The sequence below is a fragment of the Planktothricoides raciborskii GIHE-MW2 genome, from assembly GCF_040564635.1.
GTDB classification, from domain to species: Bacteria; Cyanobacteriota; Cyanobacteriia; order Cyanobacteriales; family Laspinemataceae; genus Planktothricoides; species Planktothricoides raciborskii.
The window spans coordinates 4,368,634-4,392,531 of the sequence record NZ_CP159837.1 but is presented as its reverse complement, the minus strand read 5'-3'; the positions used below and the strand labels follow the sequence as shown (position 1 = coordinate 4,392,531).

General features: G+C 44.5%; 22 protein-coding genes. 11 read left to right on the top strand and 11 right to left on the bottom strand.

The window, feature by feature from the left end:
• Positions 1-53 precede the first annotated feature (53 nt).
• The 3 genes from ABWT76_RS18835 (at position 54) to ABWT76_RS18825 (ending at position 3,468) form a co-directional block, all read left to right on the top strand.
• Entirely contained in the window at positions 54-1,217 is a 1,164-nt protein-coding gene (locus ABWT76_RS18835; RefSeq protein WP_354634784.1) for an ABC transporter permease subunit, read from the top strand.
• A 179-nt stretch (positions 1,218-1,396) separates the two neighbouring features.
• Positions 1,397-2,614, top strand: a complete 1,218-nt coding sequence (locus ABWT76_RS18830) for an amino acid ABC transporter permease (protein WP_054466380.1) — start codon at positions 1,397-1,399, stop codon at positions 2,612-2,614.
• Between the two features lie 74 nt (positions 2,615-2,688).
• Positions 2,689-3,468 carry an amino acid ABC transporter ATP-binding protein gene (locus tag ABWT76_RS18825; protein WP_054466381.1) on the top strand — a complete coding sequence of 260 codons (780 nt, stop codon included), beginning with the start codon at positions 2,689-2,691 and terminating at the stop codon, positions 3,466-3,468.
• Positions 3,469-4,027: 559 nt separating this feature from the next.
• On the opposite strand, the gene ABWT76_RS18820 is transcribed toward ABWT76_RS18825, so the two are convergent.
• Complete coding sequence (locus ABWT76_RS18820) at positions 4,028-5,095, bottom strand: hypothetical protein (protein ID WP_072160748.1); 1,068 nt, start codon at positions 5,093-5,095, stop codon at positions 4,028-4,030.
• Positions 5,096-6,193: 1,098 nt separating this feature from the next.
• Between ABWT76_RS18820 and ABWT76_RS18815 the strand changes: the two genes are divergently transcribed.
• The gene (locus tag ABWT76_RS18815) at positions 6,194-7,090 is read left to right on the top strand and encodes a lipopolysaccharide assembly protein LapB (protein WP_072160752.1); all 897 of its coding nucleotides are present in this window, start codon (positions 6,194-6,196) and stop codon (positions 7,088-7,090) included.
• Between the two features lie 404 nt (positions 7,091-7,494).
• On the opposite strand, the gene ABWT76_RS18810 is transcribed toward ABWT76_RS18815, so the two are convergent.
• Complete coding sequence (locus ABWT76_RS18810) at positions 7,495-8,310, bottom strand: alpha/beta hydrolase (protein ID WP_054466385.1); 816 nt, start codon at positions 8,308-8,310, stop codon at positions 7,495-7,497.
• A 273-nt stretch (positions 8,311-8,583) separates the two neighbouring features.
• Here ABWT76_RS18810 and gcvH point away from each other — a divergent pair, with 273 nt between their 5' ends.
• Positions 8,584-8,976 carry a glycine cleavage system protein GcvH gene (gene gcvH, locus ABWT76_RS18805; RefSeq protein WP_054466386.1) on the top strand — a complete coding sequence of 131 codons (393 nt, stop codon included), beginning with the start codon at positions 8,584-8,586 and terminating at the stop codon, positions 8,974-8,976.
• Between the two features lie 281 nt (positions 8,977-9,257).
• On the opposite strand, the gene ABWT76_RS18800 is transcribed toward gcvH, so the two are convergent.
• From ABWT76_RS18800 to ABWT76_RS18785, 4 genes are all read right to left on the bottom strand, one after another.
• A complete protein-coding gene (locus ABWT76_RS18800; RefSeq protein ID WP_054466436.1) occupies positions 9,258-10,097 on the bottom strand; it encodes a prohibitin family protein in 840 nt (279 codons plus the stop codon).
• A 178-nt stretch (positions 10,098-10,275) separates the two neighbouring features.
• On the bottom strand, positions 10,276-10,452 hold the full coding sequence (locus ABWT76_RS18795; protein WP_354634783.1) for a hypothetical protein: 177 nt from the start codon (positions 10,450-10,452) through the stop codon (positions 10,276-10,278).
• 154 nt (positions 10,453-10,606) lie between these two features.
• Positions 10,607-12,238, bottom strand: a complete 1,632-nt coding sequence (gene guaA, locus ABWT76_RS18790; RefSeq protein ID WP_369817717.1) for a glutamine-hydrolyzing GMP synthase — start codon at positions 12,236-12,238, stop codon at positions 10,607-10,609.
• A 438-nt stretch (positions 12,239-12,676) separates the two neighbouring features.
• The gene (locus ABWT76_RS18785) at positions 12,677-12,874 is read right to left on the bottom strand and encodes a hypothetical protein (protein WP_190877982.1); all 198 of its coding nucleotides are present in this window, start codon (positions 12,872-12,874) and stop codon (positions 12,677-12,679) included.
• Positions 12,875-13,124: 250 nt separating this feature from the next.
• On the opposite strand from ABWT76_RS18785, the gene ABWT76_RS18780 reads away from it, so the two are divergent.
• Complete coding sequence (locus ABWT76_RS18780) at positions 13,125-14,267, top strand: glycoside hydrolase family 10 protein (RefSeq protein ID WP_190877980.1); 1,143 nt, start codon at positions 13,125-13,127, stop codon at positions 14,265-14,267.
• Positions 14,268-14,304: 37 nt separating this feature from the next.
• Here ABWT76_RS18780 and ABWT76_RS18775 read toward each other — a convergent pair whose 3' ends face one another.
• Together ABWT76_RS18775 and ABWT76_RS18770 are read right to left on the bottom strand one after the other, a co-directional pair.
• Positions 14,305-15,381 (bottom strand): acyltransferase, encoded by a 1,077-nt coding sequence (locus ABWT76_RS18775; protein WP_054466390.1) that lies wholly within the window; start codon positions 15,379-15,381, stop codon positions 14,305-14,307.
• A gap of 146 nt (positions 15,382-15,527) precedes the next feature.
• Positions 15,528-16,907, bottom strand: coding sequence for an ankyrin repeat domain-containing protein (locus ABWT76_RS18770; RefSeq protein WP_054466391.1), 1,380 nt, complete (start codon positions 16,905-16,907; stop codon positions 15,528-15,530).
• A 320-nt stretch (positions 16,908-17,227) separates the two neighbouring features.
• Between ABWT76_RS18770 and ABWT76_RS18765 the strand changes: the two genes are divergently transcribed.
• Complete coding sequence (locus tag ABWT76_RS18765) at positions 17,228-17,704, top strand: DUF4079 domain-containing protein (protein WP_054466392.1); 477 nt, start codon at positions 17,228-17,230, stop codon at positions 17,702-17,704.
• Between the two features lie 207 nt (positions 17,705-17,911).
• On the opposite strand, the gene ABWT76_RS18760 is transcribed toward ABWT76_RS18765, so the two are convergent.
• Positions 17,912-18,712: a DUF1997 domain-containing protein gene (locus tag ABWT76_RS18760; protein WP_354634782.1), complete on the bottom strand. Its 801-nt coding sequence runs from the start codon at positions 18,710-18,712 to the stop codon at positions 17,912-17,914.
• Between the two features lie 79 nt (positions 18,713-18,791).
• On the opposite strand from ABWT76_RS18760, the gene ABWT76_RS18755 reads away from it, so the two are divergent.
• From ABWT76_RS18755 to ABWT76_RS18740, 4 genes are all read left to right on the top strand, one after another.
• Positions 18,792-19,451: an SDR family oxidoreductase gene (locus tag ABWT76_RS18755; protein WP_354634781.1), complete on the top strand. Its 660-nt coding sequence runs from the start codon at positions 18,792-18,794 to the stop codon at positions 19,449-19,451.
• A gap of 241 nt (positions 19,452-19,692) precedes the next feature.
• Entirely contained in the window at positions 19,693-19,845 is a 153-nt protein-coding gene (locus tag ABWT76_RS18750) for a hypothetical protein (protein ID WP_354634780.1), read from the top strand.
• A gap of 102 nt (positions 19,846-19,947) precedes the next feature.
• The gene (locus tag ABWT76_RS18745; protein ID WP_354634779.1) at positions 19,948-20,601 is read left to right on the top strand and encodes a glycoside hydrolase family protein; all 654 of its coding nucleotides are present in this window, start codon (positions 19,948-19,950) and stop codon (positions 20,599-20,601) included.
• Positions 20,602-20,748: 147 nt separating this feature from the next.
• Positions 20,749-21,816, top strand: coding sequence for an ABC transporter permease (locus ABWT76_RS18740; protein ID WP_054466395.1), 1,068 nt, complete (start codon positions 20,749-20,751; stop codon positions 21,814-21,816).
• Positions 21,817-21,981: 165 nt separating this feature from the next.
• Here the strand turns inward: ABWT76_RS18740 and ABWT76_RS18735 are convergent, their stop codons facing one another.
• Positions 21,982-22,524 (bottom strand): late competence development ComFB family protein, encoded by a 543-nt coding sequence (locus ABWT76_RS18735; protein ID WP_054466396.1) that lies wholly within the window; start codon positions 22,522-22,524, stop codon positions 21,982-21,984.
• Between the two features lie 154 nt (positions 22,525-22,678).
• Positions 22,679-23,629 carry a M23 family metallopeptidase gene (locus tag ABWT76_RS18730; protein WP_231636768.1) on the bottom strand — a complete coding sequence of 317 codons (951 nt, stop codon included), beginning with the start codon at positions 23,627-23,629 and terminating at the stop codon, positions 22,679-22,681.
• Positions 23,630-23,898: the final 269 nt, after the last annotated feature.

The window sequence follows — 23,898 nt, the reverse complement described above, 5'->3', positions numbered from 1 at the left end:
CAAAATCCGTAAACTTATCTGAAAATTCAGGCAAACTTACTCACTTTGCACCCATGACGCTCAACTCATATCAGAAAATTCCCCTTTGGCGAGATGGCCGATTTTGGCGCATTGCCTTCCAGGTTTTAGTCATTGTCGTTGTGGTTAGTTTATTCGCACTTTTAGGACTTAACCTGACGCGAAATATCAGCCAAACCGGCAGGAATTTTGGCTTTGATTTTTTAAATACCTCCGCCGGATTTAGTATTCTGGATAGTTTAATTCCCTATACTCCGACCGATCCTTATCGTCGCGTTTTATTGGCAGGCTTATTAAATTCTCTCCGGGTCATGTTTTTTGGGATTATTATCACAACTTTTTTAGGAATTTCTGTGGGAATTGCGCGGTTTTCCGATAATTGGCTGCTGCGTCAGTTAGCGTTTATTTATGTGGAAATTGTGCGGAATACTCCCCTATTATTACAGCTTGTGTTTTGGTATGGGGTGTTTGTCCAATTGCCTCCGGTTAAAGAAAGTTTGAGATTTTTGAACTCAGTTTTATTGTCTAAACAAGGAATTTTTCTACCTTGGCCGTCAGGGATTCAAGGAATTATTGGCTTAGGGGTGTTAGTGATTTGCGCGATCGCTGCTGTCATCGTTTCACAACAGCGAACTAAAATTATGGTAGAACGGGGAGAGTCTGGCCAACCGCAATTAATTACCTTGGGCATCATTGGCATCATTGCTTTATTCACTTTAACCGTAGGATTAGGTTGGCAAAGGCCAATATTTAATCCCACCACCAATAATATTGAAGGCGGATTACGACTCACGATTGAGTTTACCACAATTTTAGTCAGTTTAGTGATTTATACCGCCGCTTATATTGCGGAAATTGTGCGTGCGGGGATTCAATCTGTCCCCAAAGGTCAATGGGAAGCTGCCCGATCTTTGGGATTAAAATCCGGTTTAGTTATGCAGTTAGTGGTATTTCCTCAAGCTTTGCGAGTGATTATTCCCCCGTTAAATAGTCAATATTTGAACTTAGCTAAAAACTCCAGTTTGGCGATCGCTGTAGCATATGCGGATATGTATAATGTCGCCAATACCACCTTTAACCAAACCGGACGGGCGATCGAAGTGATGTTAATTATCATGGCCACCTATCTTAGCATTAATTTATTCATTTCTTTAGGCATGAACCGATTAAACCGCATGGTGCAATTACGAGAACGATAAATTAGATGATTAACTTTTGTACCGGCGAAGCATTCGCGAAGTACCCGCGCATTTGCGCCTAAATTTGTTGGTGCTCCGTCAATATCAATGCGCGAATGCGCGGGCCACTGCTAACTGTTGACTAACAACCAACAAATCACCAATAACCACTAACCACGAACCACGAACATTGATTAACCATGAATTATATCCCATCAAATCCATCAAATCAACCGCCTGAAACCGCCGGTTTAACTGCCCAGGAATGGTTGCAAAAAAATCTATTTAATACCTGGTACAATAGTCTGATTACCATTGGGATTACTGCCCTGTTATTATCAATGTTAACCGGGTTTATCTCTTGGGCATTCACCACAGCGAAATGGAATGTAATTCCCGCTAACCTACCCCTATTTTTTGTCGGGCGATTTCCCGTCGATCAATATTGGCGATTGTGGGTAATCTTAGGCATGATTACCCTCCTGTCTGGGATTACCTGGGGATTTTTAGCCCGAAATTCCCGAATTCTATTTAGTAAAAATACTTTAATTGGTGCTGGGGGCGCCGGAGTCTTGGCGGTGCTGACTCCAGTAGCGATCGCCCCTCGTTTACTCTTAATCGGCATCCTATTATTGCTGTTAGCGGGGGCTTGGGGGGGAAAAATCCTGGGAAATACTCAACCAAAAATCGGCAAATGGTTGCCTTTTTCCTGGTTTCTCCTCTTGTTAATTTGTGTGTGGTTTATAGGCGGTGGACTCGGACTAAAATTAGTCTCCACGAACCTCTGGGGAGGACTAATGTTGACCTTACTCATGTCAATTAGCAGTATTTTATTATCCTTTCCCATTGGCGTATTATTAGCATTAGGACGACAAAGTAGTTTACCCGTAATCCGCATTTGCTCAACGGTTTATATCGAAGTGTTTCGGGGCTTACCCCTAATTACCATTCTCTTTATGGGGCAAGTTTTACTCCCCTTATTCCTGGCGGAAGGAATGCGACCAGACCGGGTATTACGGGCTATTATTGGATTAACGATGTTTAGTTCTGCCTACTTAGCGGAAAACATCCGATCCGGGCTACAAGCGATTCCCAGAGGTCAAATGGAAGCCGCCAAAGCATTAGGCTTAAATACCCCTTTAACCGTAGGTTTAATTATTTTACCCCAAGCCTTAAAAGTGGCGATTCCGGCGATTGTCGGTCAGTTTATTAGCTTATTTCAAGATACAACTTTACTCTCGATTGTGGGCTTAGTGGAATTATTAGGCATAAGCCGATCAATTCTCGCCAACCCGAAGTTTCTGGGACGCTACTTAGAAGTGTATATTTTTATTGGCATCCTGTACTGGGTATTTTCCTATGCTCTGTCGATCGCCAGCCAAAAATTAGAAGAACAGTTGAATACTGAACATCGATAAACCTGTGGTCAGAGACAGATATCCTATAATAGAAAACACCCTGAATCCATTGTTAATCAATCCAACTTAAAACCATGACACAGATACAATCTAACACTATTCCCATCGAAACCAGTTCAGAAGAATACGCCATTATTGCTACCGATGTCCATAAATGGTACAGCAATCATTTTCACGCCCTCAGAGGAGTCAGCCTTTCGGTCAAACGCGGGGAAGTGGTAGTGATTATGGGGCCATCGGGTTCGGGAAAATCCACCTTTATTAGAACATTTAATGCCTTAGAAGAAATTCAAAAAGGCAGTATTGTTATCGATGGCATTAAGTTATCCCATGATTTAAAAAATATTGAAGAAATTCATAAAGAAGTGGGGATGGTGTTTCAACAGTTTAATTTATTTCCCCATTTAACGATTTTACAGAATGTGACTTTAGCCCCGATTTGGGTGAGACGTTGGCCGAAAGCAAAAGCCGAAGAAGTGGCATTACAATTGTTAGAACGGGTGGGAATTTTAGAACAGGCGAATAAATATCCGGGGCAATTATCCGGGGGTCAACAGCAACGGGTGGCGATCGCACGAGCCCTAGCCATGCAGCCGAAAATCATGTTATTTGATGAGCCCACTTCTTCTTTAGACCCGGAAATGGTGCGAGAAGTTTTGGATGTAATGCGAACCTTGGCCAAATCAGGCATGACGATGGTCTGTGTCACCCATGAAGTTGGCTTTGCGCGAGAAGTAGCCGATCGCATTGTGTTCATGGCCGATGGAGTTTTAGTCGAACAAGCAACCCCAGAACAATTCTTTAACAATCCTCAAGAAGAACGAACTCAACAATTTCTCTCTCAAATTCTTTAATTTTGCCCAATTTGCCGCAATTTGCCGCGAAATCCCAGCCGGGGATTTATCCTGATGTTGATCCAGTGCGCCGATCGACCCTAATCCATAAGCCCCCCCTGAAATAGGGGGGGCTTATGGATTTATCTACTCGTTTAGATCAATCCCAAGGGCTTTCGCTCCGATAACCTCGGTTTCCTGTAGAGACATTGTATGCAACGTGCAGCATTTAACCGTCTCAAATCTGTTCATAGCTGAACAAAACTGAGAATAGTATGGCATCACCAACAATGGTGAAGGATGCTGCCATCAAAGCTAATCCTTAAAGAACTTAAAGAATTAGCCCGTTATTACCTTTCTTCTCCTTTTACAACAGAAGAATTGTTCTCAGAAGGGCAGTGCTGAGATCCCAGCTTACTTCACCGGGCAGCTAATTTACCGAAATGTTTCTGGGCATGAATTGTAACTTGATACATTTTACCAGATTTAGCAAAATATAGCAAGTAATGATGAGGATTTTGCTCACCTATTATCACCTCTTTAGAAGTATCCGAGGCTAGGGTTTACCGCAGATTTGGCATTAGGTTTCACTGTTGGGTTTTTGACGCTTCTTAATCGTGGGTTTGGGAACGGATCCAGACCGAGTTGGGGGTGAGAACTGAGCGGGCTTCTGATCGGGACGCTGAAAGCTTTTCTGATAACGAGGCGGTTTGCCTCCACCAGGTCGCCCACCACCGGGCTTGTTGCCTTTCTTGACCTTGGTTGGCCCCACCAGACCCAAATCATTTCCCTGCTCAATGATTAGATTTTGGCCTTGCCGGTGCAGATGCAAGTCCCAAAAATGACCCACCGCTTTTCCTGTAAGACTGCCTTGCAGTTTTAACTTGAAAAACTTCGGTTCATCAGAGGGTTGACGGGGATGCTGCTTAATTTTGATAATGATGTATGGTGGCTCCTGGTCTTCAAATGCTTCTGATTGATAAACCACTTCACCGCGAATGGAAAAATACCCATCGTCCAGGGGTGGATATTCCGAGGTTTCAACGGTTTTGGCATCTGATGGCGAGCTTTGGTCTGGGGTAGCCTCGGCACTCAGGTCACTACCCTCAATGGCTTTATGCTTAGGGCTGAGTTGTTCGGGTTCCCAAATTCCCACAATTTGTAAGTGCAACTCACCATTTTTTTGTCTAGTGCGAGGATAAACCACCCAAAGATGATTTTCTTTTAGGTCAATATGATTTTTTACTAAACTCATTACCCGTCCCAAGAGCACGGCATCAATTTCCGTGCCGTCGGTGGTGACGAGGTCACCTTTGGTAAATTGGTCGTCTGAGGCCCGGTAATGGCCATGAACTAACCCAATGGCACGATACTGCTTGGGTTCTGATGGCGGGGGAATGGGATGTTGCCGCGCAATGGATTCGATTTCTGAAGCATCGTCGCGATCGCTCTCGACAATTTCGTGGTTGGTTTCAGGATTAGTTAGAGCACTCACAGGCGGTGATGTTGGTATTTCTTCATGGTTTGGGGACCCAGGAGCACTAGGAACCGACGACGGTTTCTGTGCTTCAGGGACTTGAGTTGGCTTTGGTTGTGCGGATTTAGTAGATTTAGTTGACTGGATAAACTCATTCGGAGAGGAATTCATAAAACCTCCAGATTCAGCGGAGACACATCCCTATACGGGTATTTAGACGAGACGTTGCGATCTTTACCCTGTGCGGGACAGGGGCTTGAGCGATCGACGGCAAGATATTGAGAGCAAGAAAAATCGATTTCGATTTCTTTTCCTCTCATTTTCCCTGAATGGCGCTGTTTCTAAGTGCATCCGCACCGCTTCGCGAACGGCAGAAGCAGAACCATTCCGCAGATAAATATCACCGATGGACAACTCTATACAGAGAATACACTGATGATATAGGATACACATCTGCTTAAGTGTTTTCTCTGTCTTTGATTTGATTTACAGACTTTTTTAGCATCAGCCTGCTTATTTTACTCAATCCAAGGATGCTATACCAGAATCCGTACTATTTCTACTTTGACTGGCAAAAAAATCTTCGGTTTCTCCCGAAATCTGGTAGGTTTGACCGATCGCCTCTTTCTTGTCTGACCATTATTTTTGACGGATTCTCTTGATCGTAGTTCTCGATCGTAGTTCTCGATCGTAGTTCTCGATCGTAGTTCTCGATCCTCGATCCTAGTTTAGGCATTGATATCTTCTCTTGCTGATTTTCTAGGGATATCCCTAGTGCCATGCCTGTCATCGGATACATCAGCTTCAGACGGTTAACCCCTCCAAGCATTACACTTTACATTTTAGCTGATAAAAAAAGTCGCTTTTGTGATCTTCTGGATCCAAAACTTTTCAATTTGCTAAAAGCAGATCGGTATTAACTATTGATTTCACCGGCAAATTTTCGCGAATTTATCTATCAGAAACCATCTCATATTTGCAAAATTTAATCAGAAAGCTTGAAGGTTTTTAACTTTAAAAAAATTCAGCCGATCCCATTAGATGAAAATATCTAACCGACGGCTTGGTTCAATTCGGCAAGGGATGAGATGGAATGATTGGGCGAATTGGCGGCTACCTAGGGGCGATGAATGATTCAATTTTGGCTTGGGGCGATCGCCCTTGCAGTTAACAGGCAAGAATGTCAGGATAATATGTCAGGATAATACTAATAGAGTTCAATGTAATTCCGTGTCAGAAAATCGCAATCGCTGGGTAACGGTGCTCGTAATGAGCATTGGATTAATCTCTTTTCTTGGGCTAGGAATAGCTCCCTTTATCCAAGGGCTGATTGGTTCGGATCCGACCGCCAATCAGACAAAACCTGCTCAAACTCAAACTGTTAATACTTTGCCACGAGAAGAATTAGAAGCACAGGCACGAGGATATGAACTGGTTTTGCAGCGAGAGCCTGATAATGAAACCGCCCTGCAAGGACTATTGGAAGTTAAACTTCAATTGCAAGATTTACCGGGATCGATTGATGTCTTAGAAAAATTAGTCCGTCTGAAACCAGAGCAAACCAATTATGCGGTGTTATTGGCTCAAGCCAAGGAACAAACCGGCGATCGCGAGGCAGCCGCCCAAGTTTATCGTCAAATCCTCACCGCTCAACCGGGTAATGCCAATGCTCTGGATGGCATGGTGAAATTGTTGATTGCCGAAAATCGTCCAGAGGCGGCGATCGGATTGTTACAAGAAACCTTGAAAACCGCTCCTCAAGCAAATCAGATTTCTCCGAACACCATCGATGTGGTTTCCGTGCAAGTGATCTTGGGTCAGGTTTACGCCCAGGAAGAACGCTACGCTGAGGCGATCGCGGTTTACGATGAAGCCATGAAAGTGGATCAAAAAGATTTTCGCCCGATCCTGGGCAAAGCCCTCGTCCTGAAACGCCAAGGTAAAACCGATCAAGCCAGCCAACTGTTTAAAGTTGCCGGAGACTTGTCTCCCGCACAATATCGCGATCAAATTAAACAATTAGCGGCTCAACCGCCCGTTCCCGCAGCCCCTCCCGCAACTCCATCCGCAACTCCTCCCGCAACTCCTCCCGCAACTCCTCCCGCAACTCCTCCCGGAAATCTACCCGCGCCACCTTCGGCTCCAGAAAAGCCAGCGTCGCCGTAGAACGGGGGTGTGGGGAGCGGATGGTGCGGGGGAGCCGGGGAAAGAAAGGGTGTGGGGCCGCCATCGGCCGCCATCGGCCGCCATCGGGGGGAGAAGTGAAAAGTCGTAGGGGCTTTCTGGCCATATAGCCTGACGGATTATGCTTCGCAAGGACGCCCGTACAAGTGAAAAGTCGTAGGGGCTTTCTGGCCATTCGCCCGTACAAGTGAAAAGTCGTAGGGGCTTTCTGGCCATTCGCCCGTACAAAAGAAGTATCACTATTCACTATTCACTATTCACTATTCACTATTCACTTTTCACTTTTCCCTACACCTCTTACCCTGAGCCTGCCGAAGGGCTACGCCCTCATCCCCTCATCCCCTCCGCCCCTCCGCCCCTCCGCTCCTCTGCACCCCTGCTTCCCATTAGGGCAGTAATTCTACAAAGTCTCGCAAAGCGGCAGAATAGCGATCGCCTGCTACCCACATCACCTCATTATGGCCAGCCCCTTCGACCCATAAAGAAAGCTTGGGTTCTTTGGCAGCGGCAAACAATGCCTGTCCGTGCCAAAAGCGCACCACCTCGTCTTCCCTACCGTGCATCACCAAAACGGGGCAATTCACTTGTTTCATTTTGGCCAAATTTTCAAACTTATCAAAGGGATAAAGGGGGACTTGAGTTAAAGCCCGGAAAGCACTGACAAAAGCGCTCTCTAAAATCAAACCAGCTACGGGCTGACGGGCGGCCAGATCCACCGAAGGCCCGCCCCCCACGGAACGACCGTAGATAATAATTTGATTGGGGGAAATGCCTAAAGTCTGCGTCAAATAATGATAGGCCGCATCAATATCTTGATAACTCTTCGCTACGGTGGGCTGACCCCCCGAAGTACCATATCCTTGATAGTCATAAGAAAACACGGCAAATCCCATTGCTTGAATTTCTTGGAGCACTGGCAGGATATCCCCCAAGTCTTCCGCATTGCCGTGGCTGTAGAGGATCGTATATTTGGCTTCATCGTTGGGTAAATATACTGCTGAAATCAACTCCCCGTTGGCCGATTTGAGTTTGAGGATTTCCGAAGTGTCAGAATAAGTCGCGGGTTGAGGTTGAAAAATCAGGGAATTTGAGAAAAAATAACCCCAAAACCCAATGGCCACATAAACAAAGATGATGGAACGCACTAACCGTTGCCAGGAAAAGTCGCCGATCAGCAACTGGCGTAATTTTTTTTTGTTCATCTCTGGGCAACTTAGATTTAATTGTTTAGGCAATAATCTTTACGGGGATATCTTGGCAATTGTTTTGAGATGACGACAAAGGAAAACCATCCAGGATGATGTAGCAACATAACCGCTAAGTCACCGGCGAACATCTCAGCCCATTCACCCAACTTTTGGGTAAATTCTGTGTTGAGATAGTCTTTGTCGATCTGGATCTGGTTCTAGATGCGATCGCACAAAAAACTAATCCCCAATTAATCCCCAATTAATCATTATACAGAGGAAAAAAACATGGCTTTGGAATACCCAGAAGACCTGAAATACCTAGACACCCATGAATATGTCCGACTCGATGGCGAAATTGCCACCATTGGCATCAGTGCCTATGCCATTGACCAACTCGGTGACATTGTGTTTGTCGAGTTGCCGGAAGATGGTGATGCCATAAAAAAAGGTGAAAGCTTTGGCAGCATTGAGTCGGTGAAAGCGGTAGAAGAGATGTATGCCCCCATATCTGGGACGGTGATTTCTCGCAACCAAGCAGTGATTGATGGGCCGGAGATTTTTAGTGAAGATCCTTATGGAGAAGGTTGGTTACTCAAAGTTCGGATTACGAATGAAGATGAATTGCAAGATGCCTTAACTGCGAGTGAGTATAGAGAACAAGTAGAAGGGGAAGCATAAGTCCAGGAGTACCGGGCTGAGTGACGGTTTTTTTGGCCATCGCGCTACCAGTCGGTAGCGCGATTTTTGTTATTTGTTATTCGTTAGTGCGGTTTTTATTGGATGAAGTACAGAGGTTTTCAAAGATTCCCGCCTTTACCCCCGCGAAGGCGCGAAGCCTGCGCGAAGCGCGCTTAGGCCGCCATCGGCTGTTCGGGACAGGTTTTTTTGTACTTCATAACTCCGAAAATTGCTATATTCCCTCCCACCAACAAATAACAAACAACAAACAACAAATAACCTTAATTTTCCAGATCGTTGAGATTAAAGATAAATGGCACACTGCTGGATTTATCTCCCATAATCAAAACTTTCGGCATTTGAGCGCCCCCTTCCCGCCACGCTTGGATCGCTTCTTTCTGGAGTACCAATTGACCCCCTTGGGCTTTCAGGGTTTCAGCTAATAGTTTTTGCGCCTCAGCTTTTCCTTTGGCGCGATTAATTTCTGCTTGGGCTTCTTGTTCCGCCTCTTGAGCAATATACACCGCTCGTTGAGCTTGTTGCTCGGCAATTTGTTTTTCTTCAACAGCGCGAGCAAAGTCTTTGGAAAAATTTAAATCAACCACACTGGTATCCAGGACAATAATCCCATATTTATCTAACCGTGCTTCTAAGGCATTATCAAAATCTTGTTTCAGTTGGCTGCGTTGGGTAATCGATTCTTCGGCAGTCCGCAAAGCTGCGGCAATTTTAAAAGATTCCTGGGTTTGGGGAGCAATAATTTTGGCGACAATATTTTCTAAAGTCCCCTGAGTTCTTCTAATCGTCACTACTTTGTCTGGATCGAGCCGGAAGTTGATGGCAAATCTGGCGGTCAGTTCTTGCAGGTCTTTGGTAGAACTTTGGGCAGGAACTTCAAATTTTTGCACGGTGACATCATAAATATCGACGGTGGAAATAAACGGCGGTTTGAGGTGAATTCCTTCTAGTAACGCCCCATCTTGGGCTTTGCCTAAAATTCTGATCACTCCCGCTTCACCGGGGTCAATAATTACAAAAGAACTCAAACTAAGCAGAATTAATAATCCGGTAATCATTCCGGCTACTAATAAGGAGAAACTTTGGTTGTAAGAATTTTTCATGGAACGTTTTTTTCTGATAATTTTGCTGAGAATTAAGGCCAAAATTTTGGTAATGAACCATATGCTAAACAAGCTCCTCATAGAGGGAATCGCTCGCTCGCCCTGATTAGAAATGTTTGGGGTAAGTCTTGACTAATTTGAGCGATCGCACCATTGAAAACAAGGCACTTGATTTCACCTAGAAGTCACTGGTTAATAGGTTGCTGGTCATTTTGCCGGTGAGAAATGAATGGGGATGAGCGGCTGTTGCCGCTCGAAGTTTTCCACAGACGGGATGAATTTTCCACAGATTTTTTTGAGTTTTCCACAAAAGAGCAAAACCGACAAACCAGGAAAGAGCGATCGCCGAAATCATGCACCAAAATCGGCACCAAAATCATGCACCAAAATCATGCACCAAAATCATGCACCAAAATCATGGAGATGATTAAGGGTTAATACTCATCGCCTCAATGGAGATGAATTGAGGCGATCGCCCGCAACCCGTTGGCTGAGTCACTAATCAAGAATTATTCCCATTCAATCGTTCCCGGTGGCTTAGAGGTGATGTCATAAACCACCCGGTTGACCCCTGGAACTTCATTGACAATTCGGTTAGAAATAGTTTCCAAGAAATCATAAGGAACGCGAGACCAGTCAGCGGTCATGCCATCTTCACTGGAAACAAAGCGCAGCACAATGGGATAAGCATAAGTGCGCTGATCTCCCATCACACCCACACTGCGGATCGGCAGCAAAACCGCGAAGGCTTGCCAAAATTTGCTGTACATTCCTTGTCGGTTAATTTCTTGTCGGACAATGTGATCCGCATCCCGGAGAATTTCCAGTCGTTCTTCGGTGACTTCACCGAGGATCCGAATGGCCAATCCTGGGCCGGGGAAAGGATGACGGTTGATAATTTCTTCCGGTAAACCGATGGATTTGCCCACTTTCCGCACTTCATCTTTAAATAGTTTGCGTAAGGGTTCAATCAGCTTGAAGCGCAAATCTTTGGGTAAACCGCCGACATTATGGTGGCTTTTAATTTTTACCGCCACTCGTTCGCCGGTTTTGGGGTCAACATTGGTATCGGCAGATTCAATCACATCGGGATAGAGGGTTCCTTGGGCCAGATAGTCAAAGGGGCCAAGGCGTTTGGATTCTTCTTCAAAGACGCGGATAAACTCATGGCCAATGCGCTTGCGTTTTTCTTCGGGATCGGTGATTCCGGCAATTTTGACTAAGAAGCGATCGCGGGCTTTGACGTGAACCACGGGAATATGAAATTGTTCCTGAAACAATTTGACCAACCGTTCTGGTTCATTCTTCCGCATAAACCCTTGGTCAATAAACATACAAGTTAGCTGATCGCCGATCGCCTTATGCAGCAAAAAGGCCAAGGTACTGGAATCAACCCCTCCAGACAAGGCCAATAAAACCCGCTTGTCTCCGACTTTGGCGCGAATTTCCCGAGTCGCTTGCTCCACAAATGCGGCCATTGTCCAGGTGGGTTCGCATTCACAAATATGATAGACAAAGTTGCGGATCAAGGCTTGACCGCCAATAGAATGCACCACTTCAGGATGGAATTGAACCCCGTAGAGTTGTTTTTCGTGATGGGCGATCGCCGCACAAGGGGTATTTTCTGTATGAGCTAAAACCTCAAATCCTTCGGGCAGTTGCTTCACGGAGTCCGCATGACTCATCCACATCGTTGCCCCATCTTCCACATTGGTGAGCAAATCCGTAGGATCGTCAATTAACAAAGAGGCTTTACCATACTCACCTCTGTCTGCCCGTTCCACGATGCCCCCTAATTGTTGAACCATCAACTGCATCCCGTAGCAGACTCCCAGAATAGGAATCTCCAAGTCCCAAATCCCTGGATCGCACTGAGGGGCGTTGGCATCGTAAACGGAATTTGGCCCGCCAGACAGAATAATCCCTTGAGGATTTAGTTGTTTGATTTGTGAAACCGTAGTTCGGTAGGATAAAACTTCCGAATACACCTGTGTTTCCCGAATTCGTCGGGCAATTAACTCGGAATATTGAGAGCCAAAATCTAAAATCACCAGCATCTGGCGACTAAGTGATTCCAGGTCTGACTCGTTGACGATCGATTCCTGCTGAGGAGTTGGTTGAGTAGATGTTTGTGCAATCACGGCGAAATCCCTTAAAAAGACGGATTTGGATATTGTCGAGGGCAAAAATTTAGGCAAATTATCCGGCGCTAAAAATTTGCTAAACGATCAATGATGGATCGTGTTGGATCAAGTGGGTCAATGGTACGGTTGTGTTTTCGGTTTCGATTGACCAGGGGCAGAGTTGAGCAACCTCTATGAACGGCAATTCAGGAATTTGCCTAAGACCCTAAGATCCCTATGGCAACATTTCTGGATCCAACAATCTTTGCAGAAATTTTTCGGCCATCGATTCAGGCTTTTATCAGGCTTTTAGGGTCGAATTTCTGTAAAGATTGATGAAATTCCTGATAACTTCAACTTTCAATTTATGTTGCCTAGATTAGCATAGTTGTGGCGGTAATGCCTCTCATCTTTTGCTTTTAATTATAATTTGGCTCTAATTTGGCTCTAATTTAGCTATAATTTGGCGGCGAGGATGACGATTAAATCATAGGCAACCGGCTTGAACTTCCCCGTTGCTGTGGATGGGAATGTAATCGAGCGATCGCCCGACTCAACAATGGGGCGATCTCGCCGATCAAAGGCATGAAAATTGACCCCAATTTGATCAATTTCATCCAGCCCTCGATACAAATATTTAAAAATTGTTGACATTTTCTTAAATTAATGCTATTGCAACTCGACCGATTTGGCGATTGTGAGCGATCGCCCCGAATCGATGGTTGGCTGGTTATATCTCCGCTTAAATATCAGTTATGGTAACGCTGGGATCCAGTCGGGCGGTTCCTAAGCTGGGCAATTGCGGACAAGGGGATAAATCTTGTTATCTTAGCAGACAGAGGCTCATCAAATTTCCACCTGCGGATCGGCGGTCAGTTTCACCAAAATAGGAGCGAATCAAACAATGGAAATACGCGGCATTTGGCTAACGAATACCGACAGCCAAGTTCTCACCTCTAAAGATAAAATCACCGAAGCAATGGAATTCCTCGCGGAAACTGGATTTAATGTGGTATTTCCCGTGGTTTGGAACCAAGGATACACCCTCTATCCTTCCCAAATAATGCAGGAAGCTTTCGGCTACAAAATCTTACCAAAATTTCAAGATCGTGACCCCCTGGGGGAACTGTGCGAAGCCGCCAAAAAAGTAGGATTAGCAGTGATTCCTTGGTTTGAATATGGCTTTGCTTGTTCCTATCGGCAAAAAGGCGGCAAAATCTTGCAAGCAAAACCTCACTGGGCAGCCCGCGATCGCGACGGAAATCTCTTGAGCAAAAATGGCTTTGAATGGATGAATGCCTTTGACATCGAAGTGCAACATTTCCTCAGTTCATTAGTTTTAGAGGTGGCCAAGAATTATCCCATTGATGGCATCCAAGGAGATGATAGAATGCCAGCCCTCCCCAGTGCAGGAGGCTACGATCAAAACACCATTCAAGCCTATCGCCAAGTCTTCGACTGTGACCCCCCAGAAAATCCTTACGATGCTCGTTGGATCCAATGGAGAGCGGATATTTTAACCAACTTTTTATCCAGGCTTTACCAAAATCTTAAACAAGTCAACCCTAATCTGATTGTTTCTTTATCCCCGAATATCTATAAATGGTGTTTAGATGAATATTTACAAGACTCGAAAACTTGGTTAAATCGTAACTTAGTCGATCTGATTCATCCCCAAGTTTATCGCCGAGATTTAGCCAGCTATAAACGCACCATCAGCTATATCACCAAATTAGAATATAAATCGGCACATTTGCCGAGGTTGTCGCCGGGAATTTTAATTAAAATCGGCAACTATCGCATTTCCGAATCAGACTTAATCGAAGCCATTGCCTTTAATCGATACTGTGGTGTCTCTGGAGAAGTCTTATTTTTCTATGAAGGCTTACGAGAAAATAATAATGCCTTAGCCAAAGCCCTGGGTTCAGGCCCCTACTTACATCCCGCGCAATTTCCCTCGATTAATGATTTAGAGAAATTGGTGCAGCAAAAACAGTCGCAATCAATCTTCAGCAAAGTCATAAATCATATGAAGGATTTGATTTAACGCTTTCATTGACCTTGACCAATTTTATTCTGTCCCATCAATTTGCCTTATAAGCTAATTTTTCCCCCAACCAATTAATCAATTTCGGCAGTTGAATTTCTGCGAGATAGGATAAAACAATCAAGGTCAGGAAGCTCAGGCATAAATCTGGCCAAGGCATTCGACCCTGGTCGTGAAAATTTCTCAGTCCCCACTGCACCAAGAGCGGATAATGTAAAACATATAAGCCATAAGAAATGGGGTAGACTTGGTTAAAGATACTCAGCAGGGGCTTAAAAAACCATTGCCAGTTGATTTTAAATGCCCCCATACTGATTAACAAGAAAATTAACCCTATCAAAAAATGCCGAAAAATCAAAAAAGGATAATGACCCAATTTAATGGTTGACCAGCTAAAAATTGGCAGTCCGGTGACGATGACCATCACGGCGATCGCGATTAAACAGTTTCGAGTATGATGCAGGGTTATTTTCTGATGTTTTAAATAAATAAATCCTAACTCAACCCCCAACCATTCTAAGATAAAATAAGTCAAGATTAAACATATTTGATTCGGATGTATTGAATAAATTACATAAGCAGATACGGAAATCAGCAACACCCAATAAATTCGCTTTTCATTTTTAGGCAATAACCGATACAATGGGTAAACTAACAGATAAAACCACCATTGATAAGAAAGTGACCATAAAGGCAAGTTGCCCAAAAATGGGTAAAACCAAGTTCCCGGTTTAACACTGCCGAAATCTTGCAATAAAAGTAAATTTCCTATCAAATGTTGCCAGGTAAAAAGCTTAGATAAACTGCCGGTAAAATAGCCGATAAAACCGGAAACGAGCAGTGAAAAAATGAAAGGAATGTAAATTCGCTGAAATCTTTTGATTAAAAATTCTTTAAAAGAAGCATATTTTTTTGCCAAAGAAAAAAATATTAAAAATCCACTCATTAAAAAAAAACCAATCACCACTTCTTGCCCCAATGAGGCGATCAGCTTGACCGGGAACGGCACGATGTCTAGATGATATAAATTAATTGTGAAATTATGAAAAACAATATAAACACAAAAAAAACCTCTAATTTGATTGAGGATTTGAAAATCAAATGATTTTTGCATAAGAATTTAGCATCTGTGAATTTGGCGATCTATTTGTCAACAAAAACACCACAAAGGCAGGACACAAAGAGAAATAAAGAGACATAAAGAAAAATAAAGATAATCTGTTGTGTGTTGTCTGGGTCTTTGTGGTGATTCCAGATTGACTACTCTTGCGCTCCTGCTTGTTGAAGGGTACGCAATATTTTTCTATAGCGGTTGAATTCAGCGATCGCTAATGCGGTATAACCTCCTTGGTTCTTTAAATTCAAGTCTGCCCCTGCGGAAATCAGCACTTTGACCGCCTCTTCACGACCCCGAGACGCCGCCCAAATTAAGGCGGTCGCCCCGGCATCATCTTGCTGGTTGAGATTGGCACCAGCTTCGATTAACGCCTGCATCACGGCAATATGATTTCTGTCAGCGGCTCTCATTAATGGGGTTTTCCCTTCGGACACGGTGGTATTGGGCGATGCCCCGGCATCGAGCAACACTTTCACGGTCTTGAGATGGCCGAATGTTGCTGCCAGGGTCAGGGGAGTTTCATTAAAGTTTTTCACATTAATATCGGCTCCTCTTTGTAGCAGCAAGGCCACAATATCCTGATGTCCTTGCAATGCGGCAACTAACAGCGGCGTATCGCCGAGTCGGTTGCGCTGCTGAAAGTCGGCACCGCGATCGAGCAGTACCTGCACCACATCCAGATATCCTTCCACAACCGCCAGATTTAAAGCGGTTTCATCATCCTTGTCTTTGGCATTAATCTGGGCGCCAGCATCTAATAAAATATGCACCAATTCCACATTGCCACTAGCCGCTGCTGCCATTAATGGGGTTTCCCCTTCTAAGTCTGGGGCATTGACATTGGCACCGGCATTTAATAACGCTTTGACAATGGAGGTTTTTTGATGCTCAACCGCTAACAACAATGGGGGTTCACTGTCTTCGTTGTGGCAATTGACCAACTCTGGCTTATATGACAGCAGGGTTTGAATCATGGCCAAATCCGCTTTGGTGACAGCGGTCAGGAAGGCGGCTATGGCGTCGGCTTCCTGGAGTTGGGCTTTGGCATGGAGTAAAATCTCTACCACATCGGCAAAGCTTAGGTTTAAGGCAATTTTCAGGGCAGTATCCCCATCTTGATCGGAGACATTGGGGTCAGCCCCGGCATCCAGTAGCATATGCACTAGGACGGCTTTGCCTTTCATGGCCGCCGCCATTAATGCGGTGCTGCCATCATCATTTCCATCATTAACATTCGCACCTCTCGATAGTAAAAATTTCACAACATCTAGCTGGTAGTTAGCACAAGCCAACATCAGAGCAGTGACGCCATATTTTTTTCTTCGAGCATTGACTTTGGCACCAGCATCAACCAAGATTCGCACGATTTCTGTGTAGCCTTGAGACGCGGCAAACATTAAAGCCGTTGTACCTTCTGGATCCGTGGTGTTCACATCAGCACCTTGGGCAATTAATGCTGAAATTGGAGTGATTTGGCCACTTCGGACTGCCTGTAGTAATAAAATATCTTGCTGAGAGGGCATACGGGAGCCTCTTGTCACCTAAAACAATTGGGCAATGTTGATCAGAGTAACCCATTGGTTATGGGTTTGAACCAGTGGTCTGAGTTGCTGCGCTAGAAAAGCCGTTAGCAAAGCTAAAGGGCTATGTTCAGCAACGGGAAAAACTCATCCTGGTTGCGATCGCTTCCGCTGGGTTAGTCTGGCTTTTTATTACCTCTAGATTAAAGTTAAACAATGAATTTGATCCGTGGATCCTAAATTTATGATAAGTTTTATGAAGATTTTCGCCTAACTATCGGCTAATTATCGGCTAACTATCGGCTAATTAATAGAGAATTACCATGCGAATTGAAGTTCTTCCCGAACCACTGCAAACTTATGTGCTGCCTTTCTTACATCCAGTTCTGATGTGGGTGATTTTTGCCCTGACGATCTACGCTCTGGTTCTGGGGATAAAAGCCAAGAAAACCAGACAAGCGACGGGGGAAGAGAAAAAAGAACTGATTAAAGGTAAATACAATACGAAACACTATCAAGTGGGTTCGATCCTGTTGGCGCTGATGGTGCTCGGCACCATTGGCGGGATGGCTGCTACTTATGTGAATAATGGCAAGTTGTTTGTGGGGCCGCATTTGTTGGTCGGTTTGGGTATGACTGCCATGATTGCGACTTCCGCTGCTTTGGCGCCTTTTATGCAGAAAGGTGCTGACTGGGCGCGATCGCTCCATGTGGGCTTGAATATGATTTTGGTGCTGCTATTTGCTTGGCAAGCCTTTAGCGGGGTCCAAATTGTCCAGAAAATTGTCAGCAGTCTGTAATATTTTTCTGCCTAATTCTGGATTGATCCTCCCAAGTTAAGGATCTGGGGCAAGATTTACCGGAAATTTTCTCGCCCCTACGATGGTCTCGTTCCCAGGCTGGAGCCTGGGAACGAGGGTAAAAAAGCCAAAAAAAGGAGGCGATCGCGCAAGATCGCCTCCTTTTTTTTTTGGGTTTTGTGGGTTTTGTGGCTTTTTTGTGCGGTTTTAGAGTGGGGGGTTAACTTGTTCGCAAACCCCACGACCTTTGGTTTGTTGCCAATGTTTTTTAAAGAGTTTCAGGGTGGCTTCTCCTTGACTGGTGTGAAAATCTTCCTGGACTTTGTAAGTGAGACGATTAGAAACCAGTTTAACGATTTGAGCCAAAATGCGATCGCCGGTTTTTTGAATCACCGCTTCCGGTAATTTTTTAATAAATTGGGGAAAGCAGACGCCAACTTTGAGGTCTAACTGCCACTCCACACGAGTCATTTTACTTGGCAGAGTTGAACCATCTGCCGCTAATTCTTCTGAAGGCTCAAACGGAATTTCTACCAAGGTTTGTACCGCTTTAAAGTCCACTTCATACCCAGGGGGCGTATAGTTGGGTACGGGGATCGTTTCAATTCGATAAACCCCCTCATCTTGGGGCAACAAATGCAGGCCAATTTTGGGTTCCACCTGATAACCAAAAGAGCCAAACTTGCCAATGGTTAAAGCATAACCATTTGCGCCAATTGGTTTGGCTTTCATCGGATGAGCACAACGGATAAACCATCCTTGGTGAGCGTCAAAATATTCAGCGGCAGTTTTGGCATCAGCGAACATTTCCATACAGCCAATAAAGTGGGTTTGAAACCAAGTCGGTTCATTCGTTACGGATGCGTCGATTCCATCGGCATTTGTCGGAGTTGGCATTGCAGTCATAATTGGCTCATGCGTCAGTGGTTGCATCACCCGCTTTTCCTGAAAATAATCCGTTAACTGAGATTCGGCGAGGGATTCACGGCGGTTTGGTTCATCCTCCACGGCTCAATTCTGTGCAAAACCGGCTATTAATAGCTATTAATAAAATATAGTTCCAAAGATATTGGTTGATCGTCAACACATGAAAGCATTTGTAGCCGGAGCAACCGGGGAAACCGGACGCAGAATTGTCAAAGAACTCTTAAACCAACAGATTCCCGTCCGAGCTTTAGTGCGTAACCGGGAACTGGGTCAAGCAGTTCTGCCCCCAGAGGCGGAATTGGTCGTCGGAGATGTCCTGAAGCCAGAAACCATTCGTGAGGCGATCGCAGATTGCACCGTCTTACTTTGTGCCACCGGCGCCCGACCCAGTTTGGATCCTTTCGGTCCCTATCAAGTGGACTACGAAGGCACCAAAAACCTAGTCGATGTGGCCAAAAGCCAAGGAATCGAGCATTTTGTTTTCGTCTCATCGCTTTGTGTCTCTCAGCTATTCCATCCACTCAACCTGTTTTGGTTGATTTTGGTCTGGAAGAAAAGGGCAGAAGAATATCTGCAAAAAAGCGGGCTGAAATATACTATAGTCCGTCCGGGGGGTCTAAGAAACGATGAAAGTAGCGATCTCCTGATTATGTCCAATGCGGACACCCTGTTTGAAGGCAGTCTTCCCCGCACCAAGGTCGCCCAAGTTTGCGTCGCTGCCCTCTCCGAACCCACATCACACAATAAAGTTGTGGAAATTATCGCCAAACCTGACGCACCGGCTAAAACTTTTAGGGAATTATTTGCCAATGTTCGTTAATTCGTTGTTTGTTGTTTGTTGTTTGTTGTTTGTTGTTTGTTGTTTGTTGTTTGTTATTGGTTATGATAAATTTACTCTCAATGAGGCATCGCAAATAACTAATAACAACCAACAACCAACAAACAGGGAACAGGGAACAGGGAACAGAGGAGAGAGTGAAGAGTGAAGAGTGAAGAGTGAATAGTTAATAGTGAATAGTTAATAGTGATATTTCTTTTGTACGGGCGTCCTTGCGAAGCCCATGCCGTCAGGCTATATGGCCATTCGCCCCTACGACTTTTGTACGGGCGAATGGCCAGAAAGCCCCTACGACTTTCCCCGTTCCCTGAGAACTGTTCCCCTTTCTCCAACCAAAGAATCCCTACCCAAAGAATCCCTACCCAACAACAAATAACAAAAGAATCCCTACCCAACAACAAACAACAAACAACAAACAACAAACAACAAACAACAAACAACAAACAACAAACAACAAATACTTAGAGATATTTGATTAGTGACTTCATCATCAAAATTAGCCCAACCAAAATTATTCAACCGGATTGTTGCTGCCACTGCCGCCATTAGTTTGGTATTACTTCTGCAACATTGCCAAAGCAGAAAATCAGCCAACTTAGAGTTATCCGAAAGGGGTTATCAAGCCCCTTTAGTTATGCGCGGTGGCGACCCCTATATTCGCGCTTTAATGCGGACAATTTCCGCTAGTGAATCTAATGTATCTCGACCCTATTGGGTGATTTATGGGGGAAAATATGTCAAAAAACTCGATCGCCATCCCGATATTTGCGAACGAATTTCCGTTGGCCCAAATTATGGCAATTGCTCAACTGCTGCGGGACGTTATCAATTTATTACTACTACTTGGGAAGAAATGGCCGAACGCTATCACCCGAATCAGCACAAATTTTTGTTTTGGGAATCCTATAGTTTTGAACCGGAATATCAAGATAGGGTGATTTATGGTTGGTTAAGTGACCCAGAGGCTTGGGGAGTCGATATTCCTCAACTCTTGCGGGACGGGAAAATCGATGAAGTTTTATGGTTGCTTTCCGGGACTTGGACGAGTTTAGGTTATGGCATTGAAACTAATTCTATGAGTCGATATTTGCCCGATATTTATCAAGAAATTTTGCAAGAAGAACTGCAATAATTTATGGCAAAATAAATTAACATATAAAATAATCAGCTAGAAACCGGGTTTCTATGACAATTTTGGTGGGATTACAGAGATTTTTTAAAGAAACCCGGTTTCTATCCTAAAAATGCGATGTTTTGGTAAATTTCCAGGAGGGATGGTATGAATTGGTGGAAAAAACTGAAAAAAAATCCTTTAGCTCAATTAGGTGCGGTGTTATTGCTGGTTTTTTACCTAGCCGCGATCGCTGCTGATTTTGTGGCTCCTTACGATCCCTATTTTCAACAGGCGAATGGGTCATTGTTACCGCCAACCAAAATATATTGGAAAACTGAATCCGGGAATTGGATCGGTCCTCATGTTTATCCCACCACTCAGGGGGCAATTGACTTGGAAACAGGCGATCGCGAACTAATTGAAAACAAAGACCAACCCTCACCGATTCGTTTGTTTGTCAAAGGATCAACCTATAACATATTCGGATTGATTCCCGCTAATTTACATTTATTTGGCACCACAGGAGAAGGCACAATTAACCTCTTGGGAACCGACGATCAAGCCCGCGACCAATTCAGTCGCTTAATTCATGGGGCGAAAATTAGCTTATTTATTGGTCTAGTCGGCATTGCGATTTCTTTTCCCCTGGGCATGATTGTTGGCGGTATTTCTGGCTATTTTGGGGGCATCGCCGATACGATCATCATGCGCTTATTAGAAGTAATGATGACCATTCCTAGCATTTATTTGCTCGTAGCATTAGCTGCTGTCTTACCCCCAGGCATCAGTAGCACCCAGCGATTCTTATTAATTGTGGTGATTACTTCTTTTATTAGTTGGGCTGGACTAGCGCGGGTGATTCGTGGACAAGTTCTTTCTATTAAACAACAAGATTATGTTCAAGCTGCCCTGACAATGGGGGCGCAACCGTTCTACATTATTATTCGTCACGTCCTGCCCCAAACGGCGACTTATGTGATTATTTCTGCTACCCTGGCCGTCCCCGGATTTATTATCGCCGAATCAGTATTGAGTTTGATTGGGTTGGGCATCCAGCAACCGGATCCGTCCTGGGGCAATATGTTGTCTTTAGCCACTAATGCTTCGATTTTGGTGCTGCAACCTTGGTTAGTCTGGCCTCCAGCCTTGCTGATTATTCTCACGGTACTTTCATTTAATTTGCTCGGAGATGGACTACGGGATGCATTGGATCCTCGCAGTTGGCAACGTTAGTTATTTGTTGTTTGTTGTTGGTTGTTGGTTGTTGGTTGTTGGTTGTTGGTTGTTAGTTGTTAGTTGTTAGTTGTTAGTTGTTTGTTGTTAGTTGTTAGTTGTTTGCTTGACCATCGATAACGAATAACGAACAACAAATAACAAACAACAAACAACAAATTTAGCTTAATTCCCCGATGTTTCAAATCGAGGGGCATAAGCTTCCAGCAGGCTGCTGACTTGAGACAAGGTTTCGCTGCCAGAAGTTTTACCCAAGACTTGACGTTCAGGATAAAATTCCGGTCTATCTAAGTAGCGTCCGATCGCCTCTTCCACCTGTTTACCAATCAACTCATCCAGTTCTTCTTTGGCTTTATTGCGTTGGAAATTGGCCCCTTCTTCCGTGGTGGCATAGAGGGGTGGAAGTCGGTTGAGGGCGTAGGCGGCAATGTCACCCACATCTAAGGTTTGATCGCTGGTAGCTTCGATTTCCGCCACACGGGCGATCGCCGCTGAAAGCACCAACTCTTCCATCACGTTAATAAATTGTTTGCGGGGGAGGACGACCACTTCACCCGTCAACAGAGATCCCATCAGGCGATCGAGGGCCATGTACTCTTCAATGGAGAGTTCGGACGCCGTATTACAAATGCGCCCTACTTCAGCTTCCATTGCTGGGGTTAAATAACCATCTTGAAGAGCTTGTTCAACAATTTTTTGGATACTCATAATTCCTCTGCTGTTTCACGGGACTTTTTGATATTGGTCAGCTTGCTTTGATTTTGCCAGACAATCGATTTAAAAATAAACCTCTAACCAAAAAAGGTTAGAGAATAGTTGGTTTTTTCTTGGGGATGTGGATGATGTTTCCGAGGGAGAAATCTTATTCAAATCCTTCATATCGCCAAGGAACTGGATCGACTGACTGTCCATTCACATAAAGACCCCAATGTAAATGTGGCCCGGTGGAAGCGCCAGTGTTTCCCACCGCACCGATCGCCTGACCCGCTTTGACCATATCTCCTTCCTGGACATAGATTTGACTCAGGTGGATCATAATGCTCACGACCCCCTGACCATGATCGATGCCAACGGTGTTGCCATGAATTTCAAATCCGTCTGATTCCCGTCCGACCAATGCCACTCGACCCGCAGCGGGGGCTAATACTGGGGAACCATAAGGGCCTGCATAATCCACACCCCGATGATAATAGTCGTCGGCAAAGACACCATTATAGTATCTTCGGACACCATAAATAGTGCTGATATATCCTTCATTGGGTTTAATAAACGGGCCATTCCAGAATTTTTGTGGCGTGACCAATGCTTTGAATGCATCGACTAAATCAAATTCATAGTCCGTTCCCAGATCCTCTTTATCCGGTGGTAGCCAAATTGATTGGGTGGGAAAGCTGCGATCGCTTATGGAGACGGCAATATTTCTTACCTCGTTAGCACCCATGACCCGGATTTCCCGTCTTCCCGGTCGATCCAGGGGAGTAGTCGGCAACAAAGCCCGATATTTATTTTCTCTGAGGGGAAAGACCGGATAAGTTTTGTCTAACATTGTCACCTCAGTCGGTGCCGCTTCTCCAGGATTTACGAGAATTTCTACCGATAGGGTATCCCCGATTTGGGGATTAGAAGGTTTGACAGTGACTTCTAGGGCGAGCAGTGGCGTGGCGATCGCCCAAAAAAAGGAACAAGTGATCAGTAACAGACTGGCTGTTTTTTGGCCAACAGGTGCCGCCTGTTGGGTTTGTTGCGAGGTTTGTTGCGGTGGTTGAGAACTTTCGGCGTTCCCACCCATTCTATTGAGCAGTTTCATCATCATCTATATTCTTGGTTTGATTGTACAAACTTGATTCATTTTATGGTTATACTCTGGATTTAGATGGGATTCCAGAAAATTTAGTTTCTCTTTAACCTTTAATTTATCATTATCTTAATCATCTTATCCAGATTTTGCTTTTTGAGTCGATCCGCCAAAAATTATTTATCCCCAGGATAATTTTTTCTGGTAATTATATCGCAGTAAAAAAACTGGCGATCGCTTTTATCAATACCTTAACATTTTCCAAATTACTCTAGCAATTATCTAAC